The sequence below is a fragment of the uncultured Campylobacter sp. genome, assembly GCF_938040115.1.
GTDB lineage: Bacteria > Campylobacterota > Campylobacteria > Campylobacterales > Campylobacteraceae > Campylobacter_A.
The window spans coordinates 1-7,365 of sequence record NZ_CALHXD010000048.1; the positions used below are offsets into that span (position 1 = coordinate 1).

Consider the following 7,365-nt stretch of genomic DNA (forward strand, 5'->3'; position numbering starts at 1 on the left):
CCGTTGTAGTCAAAGACGATATTTTCTACCTTGTCGCCAGGCAGTATCAGCGAGTGCGCGACAGTGATCTTGCCCTCGTCGTGATCTTTTATCACCTGATAGCTTAGAGGCTCGTTTATGAGCTCAAATTTGTTGAAAAACGTCCGTCCCTTGTACTCAATCTTACTTACGATATTATCGCGTTTGATCCAGTAGTGGCTCGTGTTCATTTTGATTAGCGCGGTGTCTATGCTCTGCATCAATAAGTCGCCTTATCATAGATGATAAATTTGCCCGCAAGCTCTTTTAGTTCGGCTTTTACTTTTTCTTGAAGCGCTGCGTTATTGATATCGCTTAGCACGTCGGCGATTTTGTTTGCGATGATCTCAAATTCCGCTTCTTTCATGCCGCGAGCCGTAAGCGCCGGACTTCCGATGCGGATACCGCTTGTAACAAACGGGCTTCTAGTTTCGCCTGGAACCGTATTTTTATTTACCGTTATGCCTGCGTTTCCAAGAGCGATGTCGGCATCTTTACCGCTAAATTCGCGATTTAAAAAGCTCATTAAAACCAGGTGATTATCCGTACCGCCGCTAACTAGGTCAAAGCCACGTTTTACTAAAATTTCGGCTAGCTTTTTGATGTTTGCTTTGACTTGCTTGGCGTAAATTTTCCATTCAGGCGAAAGGTTATGTTTAAAACCTACCGCCTTTGCCGCGATAACGTGAACGAGCGGTCCGCCCTGAATGCCAGGGAAAATAGACGAATTTATCCTTTTAGCGTACTCTTCGTTGTTTGTCATAATGATACCGCCGCGAGGTCCGCGAAGGGTCTTGTGCGTAGTTGAGCTCACCACGTCGCAGTGCGGAAAAGGACTCTGATGCTCGCCAGCTACGACTAGGCCCGCGATGTGCGCCACGTCGGCAAAGAGTATAGCGCCGACGGCGTCAGCTATCTCGCGGAATTTCTTAAATTCGATCTCGCGAGTATATGCGCTCGCGCCGCACACGATCATCTTAGGTTTTACGATTTGCGCGATTTCCATCACTTTGTCGTAGTTTATTCGTCCGTCAAGCTCCACGCCGTAGAAAAAGCTCTGATAAATTTTACCAGAGCTGCTTACTTTTGCGCCGTGAGTTAGGTGTCCGCCATGGCTTAGATCCATGCCTAAAATTTTATCGCCCGGATTTAAAAGCGCGCCGTAAACGCCCTGGTTTGCCTGCGAGCCTGAGTTTGGCTGTACGTTTGCAAATTCGCAACCAAAAAGCTCTTTGCAGCGATCTATCGCTAGCTGCTCGATCTGATCGACGTATTCGCAGCCGCCGTAGTAGCGTTTGCCTGGATAGCCTTCCGCGTATTTATTGGTTAGAACCGAGCCCATTACTTCCATTACTTCAGGATAGGTAAAATTTTCGCTCGCGATCATCTCGAGGTGGTCGCATTGGCGTTTTAATTCCAAATTTACTAAATCAAAAATTTCTTTATCATAACTTTGCAAACTCATTAATTCTCCTTGGTTTCGTTTTTTTGCGGTCTCATCGCCGGGAAAAGCACCACGTCGCGGATGGATTTTTTATTGGTTAGTAGCATCACGAGCCTATCTATACCGATGCCCTGCCCCGCAGTCGGAGGCATCGCGTAGCCAAGAGCCCTCACATAGTCCTCGTCCATCTCGTGAGCTTCATCGTCTCCTGCATTTTTAGCTTCGATTTGTGAAGCGAAGCGGCCGTATTGATCAATCGGATCGTTTAACTCGTTAAAGCCATTTGCTAGCTCGCGCCCTGCGATAAACAGCTCAAATCTCTCCGCGATATTAGGATCTGCATCACTTCTGCGAGAAAGCGGGCTGATCGAAATCGGATAGTCTATGATAAACGTCGGATCGGTTAGCTTGCTTTCTACATAGTTATCAAAAAGCTCGGCTTGCAAATGCCCTAAATCAAGCTTTGCGTTTGCCTCAAAGCCGTCAGCCTTGAGCTTAGCTAAAATTTTATCCTTATCGCCGATGATCGCTTCGTCTAGACCGCCGATTTCTACGAGCGCTTTTTTGTAGCTTATGCGTTTAAACGGCTTGCTAAAATCGATCTGCATACCGTCAAATTCGATGATTTTAGGCATATCTAGTTTATCAAGAAGCACGTTAAATAGCTCCTCGGTTAGCCCCATCAAATCGTGATAAGTATGCCACGCCCAGTAGAACTCAATGCTGGTAAATTCTGGATTGTGCGTTAAGTCCATACCCTCGTTGCGAAAATTTCTATTCATCTCGTAAACGGCATCAAAACCGCCCACGATGAGACGCTTTAGATAAAGCTCGGGTGCGATGCGTAAAAATCTCTCCACGCCAAGCGCATTGTGAAACGTGACGAAAGGCTTAGCGTTAGCACCGCCCGGGATCGGGTGCATCATCGGAGTCTCGACCTCCAAAAAGCCCTTATCCTCGAAAAATCTGCGAATCGTGCTAACGATAACCGAGCGGCGCTTAAAATCAGCTCTGACCTCTGGATTCATTATCATATCTAGGTATCTTTGGCGATATCTAGTCTCTATATCCGTTAGTCCGTGAAATTTCTCCGGAAGCGGTGAAATAGCCTTTGATGCTAAAGTTAGCTCGCTAACGTGCATCGAAAATTCGCCTGTTCGCGTGACGAAGGCATATCCGCGCACGTATATAATGTCGCCTACTTCGATATTTTTCTTTACAACCTTAAACCAGTCCGGATCAAGCGTCTTGTTGCTAAAGTAAATTTGGAGATTGCCGTCCTCATCCTCGATGTTGGCAAATATCGCCTTGCCTGCATCCCTGATGAGCTTAACGCGTCCAGCGAGGCTTACTAGCTGACCTTCTGCGCTCTTTTCTTCGGTGTCTATTATATGTTTAAATTTGAGCCTAAATTTAGTTATATCCATATCGCGGCGCAAAAAATGCGGATATGGATTTACGCCCGCGCTTCTTAACTCATTTGCAGTCTCTAGCCTCTGGATCTCCAGTTGATTTTCAAATATCACTTGCCGCCCTTTGCCTCTTTGGCATTGCACTCTTTGCACACTCCGTAAAGCTGCATCATGTGTCCGGTTAGCTTAAAGCCATGCTCTTTTGCGATATTTGCTTGTCTTTTTTCTATGGTTGCGTCTTCAAATTCGATGATAGTTCCGCATCTGCGGCATATCATATGATCGTGGTGAGGTTTGGTTGCGAGCTCGAATTTTTTACCTTGCGAACCAAAGCTGATAGAGGTTACCATCTCGGCTTCTTCGAGTAAATTTAGCGTCCTATAAACGGTCGCGATGCCGACGTTTAAGTCAGGATAGGTCTCTTTAATGAAAAAATAAAGTCTCTCCGGAGTGAAGTGCTCGTCGTTGTTGTAGAGCGTCTTTAGTAGAACTTCTCGCTGTTGCGTGTATTTTAGCCCGTTGTCTCTCAAAATTTTTTTAAATTTCTCAAGAAGCGCGTCGTATTCTAAATTCTCAATCATCATTTGTACTCCTTAATCGTCGAATTTATCTCTAAATTTGGCCTTTGCTCCTGCATAGAGGCATCAAACGGCGTCTCGATATTTCCCACTCCGCTTGCTATGCCTTTTACATCCACGTTCATTATCCATTTGCCCGTATCCAGCAAGATCGGATACAGCTTACTTCCCCTAAAATACGGCTCTATTTTGTTGTTTAAAACTTGAATATTTGAAATAGTCACTATCAAAACCGCAAAAACTAGGAAAATTTTAGTGCTTCCGATGACAAATCCGCCCATTTTATCCAAAAATCCAAGTCCGCTTAACCCTACTAATCTCGATAAAAATGCGCCGATACCTAAGCAAAGTATCCAGAATACGATAAGCGTCGTTAAAAATCCAGCAAAAAATAAAATAGAATCGCCCTCTATTTTATAAACATTATCGCTTATTAGATGACCGACTCTAATACCGAATCTACTAGCCACGACGATACCGCCGATTAGACCAATGAGGCCAAATATTTCCTTTATCAGTCCGCTTATCACGCCTTTTATACCCAGTATCAAAACCAATGAAACGACGACTACGTCAAATAGAGTAACAAAATCCATTACATACCTAACAATGGTGCGAGTTCTTGCTGATTGGTTGAATATCTCATCGCCATTTCTTTCGTGATTTGATTTGCTCTAATAGCTTTCATTAAGGACTGCGTTTGCGTCATCATGCCGGTTACTTGTTGGTTTAGCTGCATTTGGGAGTAAATTTGATGCACCTTGTTTTCTCGAATAAGGTTTGCGATAGCGTTATTATTTATCAATATCTCATGTATAGCAAGCCGTCCGCTACCGATTTTAGGAAGCAGACTTTGCGATATAACCGCCGTTAGCGAAACCGAAAGCATATTTCGCACCTGCAGCTGCTCGCCGCCCTCAAAACTATCTATAATACGGTTGATAGTCTGAATAGCCGAGTTTGTGTGCAGCGTGCCAAATACCAAGTGGCCAGTCTCTGCTGCCGTAATAGCCGTAGATATCGTTTCTCTATCTCGAAGCTCGCCCACCAAAATAATATCAGGGTCTTCACGAAGTGCGCTTTTGAGCGCCTTGGCATAAGACTTGGTATCCACGCCTACGTTTCTATGAGAAAAAAGACCTTTTTTATTCGTATGTACGAACTCGACAGGATCTTCTACGGTAATAATATGCTTTCTTTCGTTTAAATTTATCTCGTTTAGCATCGCGGCAAGCGTCGTCGATTTACCGCTACCCGTAGGTCCGGTGACCAAAATTAGCCCTTTTTCGCGCTTTACCACTTCTTTAAAAATAGCAGGCGCTCTAAGGTCGTCAAGAGACGGAATATCTGTCGGAATAATACGAAATGCGGCAGCCAAATCGCCGTTCATAGTATAGTAATAGTTGCCCCTAAAACGTCCAACTCCGGGAAGCTCTATTGCGAAGTCAAGCTCTCTATTTTCCTCGAGATCGCTTTTTTGCACGTCGGTTATGAGCGCATAGCAGATATCTTGTATATCGTGCCCTTTTAATACGCCGAGCTCAAGCGGCCTCAAAGTTCCGTCTATTCTGATCTGCGGCTCGCTTCTTGCGACAAGGTGCAAGTCACTGGCCTTATTGTGGACGACCGTTTTTAATAACGTCTCCAAGCTTACGTCTATCTTCTTGGGCTCTAAACTATCATTTTGAGTTTCTTGCCTTATTTGCTCCATATAAAATTTCCTTATTCTATAATTTTCGGCACGACAAAGAAGTGTTCGCTACTCATTGGAGCGTTTTTAAGTATAGTTTCTATCACGTCAGAGCTCACGCTTACGTCTTCTCTTAACGGAGTTCCGCCCTCTCTGGAGCTTACTACCGCTTGAGAAGCACTTAAATCAAGCTCGTCTAGTATACCCGCAAAGCTCAAAATTTCACTGAGTTGACCTTCGATTTCCCTTCGCTTGTCGCTCTCGACTTTAAGCGAACTAAGCTTTTCGAGTTTGGTTAATAAAGTATCGTCTATCCGCATAAAACCTCGTCAAATTTTTAAAATTTCCGCATTATAACACAATTTGCCTTGATTTTTATGCTGTTTTATATTTATTATGCTACAATTACGAACTTTCAATAACTAAAATTTAAGGAACAAACTTGGCCATCAAAGATGATATTGATTCTATAAAGGAAGAGTTAAATACTCAAGAACAATTTTTAGAAAACATAATCAAAAGCGAAAGATTTTTTAAAAAATATAAAAAAATTATCATCGGTGCGCTAGCTTTAGGCGTCATCGGCGCGGCGGGATACTATATAAACGGCGCTTTAAAAGAAAAAGAGTTTAAAGCCGCAAACGCCGCATATGCAAAACTGATACTTAATCCAAAAGACGAGCAAGCAAAGGCTGAACTAAAGCAAAAAGACGCCTCGCTCTACGCGCTTTACGAGTTTAAAAGAGCACTTGATAACAACGACATAAACGCGCTAAAATCGCTAGCAAACGAGCAAATAGATCCGCTTTTAAAAGATATCGTAAAATCCCAGATAAACGAGCCTAGCGGTCAAATTTTGACTTCATATAAGGCCGTTATTAGAGGGTATGAGCTAATGAAAGAAAATAAAATCGACGAAGCAAAAAACGAATTTAAAAAGGTTCCTTTAAATTCTCAGCTTCAATCCATCGTCAAAAATTTAGAACACTATCAAGGAAATGCAAAATGAGAAAATTTCAAGCTATTTTAGCGGCTGCGCTCTGCGTCGCGGTACTCGGCGGATGCAGTACGAAAAGGCAGTATTTCGAACCGACCGATGTGCAAAATGAAAAAATTTCAGAAAACAGGCTGCCGGCTAGCATCGCGACGGCGAGCATAAACGGAGCGGTACTAAAAAACGGTATGGCGATAACTAAAAACGGCCTACTCTCGCCCGAGATAAAGCTGCCAAAGGGCGCAACCTTGTTAAATTCAGCCGACGGTAAATTTATCAGCTCCGATTTGGATGGAAATTTGATCGTTGCAAACAGCTCAAACGAAATTTTATTTCAAAGAAGCTTCAATGAAGCAATCGTTTCAGCCGCTCTAGAAGATAATAAACTAGCCCTTTTAAGCGCGGGCAATGTCATATATCTCATCGACATTGCAACAAACGATACTTTGCTCGAGTTTGAAAGCTCAAACGTCTATGCGCAGGACTCTCGCGTCGCTGCGCCGTTATTTATGAGCTCGCTCGTTATATTTCCTACGCTTGACGGTAAGATCATGATCGCGGATAAAAACCAAGGCCGAATTTTACGTGACGTGGTTGTGAGTAGCGAGCAGTTTTTTAACAACATCATCTCGCTCAACGTCGTAAACGACACGATGATAGCCGCCACCGGCAAACGTATCGTCTCGATAAATCCCGAAAAAACGGTTTATTATAACGGCGAGATCAAAGACATCGTCATAAACGGCGAATATATATATATCTTGCTAAAAGACGGCAAAATCGTGCTTAGCGACTTAAATTTGAAACAAATCAAAGACGTATATTTTAAATTCGCCATCTTTTCAAGCGCCACCGTCTATAACGGCTCGCTTTATATAATGGAAAAAACAGGATATCTCATCAAGACAGATCTAGCGCTCGACAATGCCAAAATTTACGAGCTTTCAGACGAGGTCGAGAGCCAAATTTTCGCTGGCGCGAAAGAATTTTACTACGACGATTACAGTTTAGAGCTTAAATGACGAAACAAGAAATTTATCAAGTTCTGGAAGCCAAAAAGATTATCTTAAAAAATTTAAGCTGGATGGAGCTTGATAAATTTACTAAAAAAAAGACCCTTGCCGCGCTCACGGGCGTTGATATTAATGGCTTTTATACGCTTTTGTTTTTTCGCAGCGCAAAGGCTAGATTTTTAAGCAAAGAATTTGAAGCGATTGATGAAATAGCTA

The 7,365-nt window shown here is 43.1% G+C and carries 9 protein-coding genes and 1 pseudogene; 3 read left to right on the top strand and 7 right to left on the bottom strand.

The features are described 5' to 3' along the window. The 7 genes from Q0314_RS01910 to gatC form a co-directional block, all read right to left on the bottom strand. A partial coding sequence (locus tag Q0314_RS01910) for a DUF1882 domain-containing protein (RefSeq protein ID WP_298055910.1) occupies positions 1 to 239 on the bottom strand: 239 nt, incomplete at its 3' end. Beyond that, a complete protein-coding gene (locus Q0314_RS01915) occupies positions 239 to 1,483 on the bottom strand; it encodes a serine hydroxymethyltransferase (protein WP_298055912.1) in 1,245 nt (414 codons plus the stop codon). The genes Q0314_RS01915 and Q0314_RS01910, both read right to left, overlap by 1 nt. Beyond that, entirely contained in the window at positions 1,483 to 2,985 is a 1,503-nt protein-coding gene (gene lysS / locus Q0314_RS01920; RefSeq protein WP_298055923.1) for a lysine--tRNA ligase, read from the bottom strand. The genes Q0314_RS01915 and lysS overlap by 1 nt, the downstream gene beginning before the upstream one ends. Beyond that, positions 2,985 to 3,458, bottom strand: coding sequence for a Fur family transcriptional regulator (locus tag Q0314_RS01925; RefSeq protein WP_171992834.1), 474 nt, complete (start codon positions 3,456 to 3,458; stop codon positions 2,985 to 2,987). Before Q0314_RS01925 ends, lysS begins: the two co-directional genes overlap by 1 nt. Next, positions 3,455 to 4,048 carry a CvpA family protein gene (locus Q0314_RS01930; protein WP_298055917.1) on the bottom strand — a complete coding sequence of 198 codons (594 nt, stop codon included), beginning with the start codon at positions 4,046 to 4,048 and terminating at the stop codon, positions 3,455 to 3,457. Before Q0314_RS01930 ends, Q0314_RS01925 begins: the two co-directional genes overlap by 4 nt. Next, the gene (locus Q0314_RS01935; protein WP_206159250.1) at positions 4,048 to 5,163 is read right to left on the bottom strand and encodes a type IV pilus twitching motility protein PilT; all 1,116 of its coding nucleotides are present in this window, start codon (positions 5,161 to 5,163) and stop codon (positions 4,048 to 4,050) included. The genes Q0314_RS01930 and Q0314_RS01935 overlap by 1 nt, the downstream gene beginning before the upstream one ends. A gap of 11 nt (positions 5,164 to 5,174) precedes the next feature. Next, complete coding sequence (gene gatC / locus Q0314_RS01940) at positions 5,175 to 5,462, bottom strand: Asp-tRNA(Asn)/Glu-tRNA(Gln) amidotransferase subunit GatC (protein WP_298055919.1); 288 nt, start codon at positions 5,460 to 5,462, stop codon at positions 5,175 to 5,177. Between the two features lie 122 nt (positions 5,463 to 5,584). On the opposite strand from gatC, the gene Q0314_RS01945 reads away from it, so the two are divergent. From Q0314_RS01945 to Q0314_RS01955, 3 genes and pseudogenes are all read left to right on the top strand, one after another. After that, positions 5,585 to 6,151 (top strand): hypothetical protein, encoded by a 567-nt coding sequence (locus Q0314_RS01945; RefSeq protein WP_298055920.1) that lies wholly within the window; start codon positions 5,585 to 5,587, stop codon positions 6,149 to 6,151. Continuing rightward, positions 6,148 to 7,158: a PQQ-binding-like beta-propeller repeat protein gene (locus Q0314_RS01950; RefSeq protein ID WP_002948227.1), complete on the top strand. Its 1,011-nt coding sequence runs from the start codon at positions 6,148 to 6,150 to the stop codon at positions 7,156 to 7,158. The genes Q0314_RS01945 and Q0314_RS01950 overlap by 4 nt, the downstream gene beginning before the upstream one ends. Further along, a pseudogene (locus Q0314_RS01955) lies at positions 7,155 to 7,365 on the top strand (hypothetical protein); the annotation flags it as partial. The gene Q0314_RS01950 and the pseudogene Q0314_RS01955, both read left to right, overlap by 4 nt.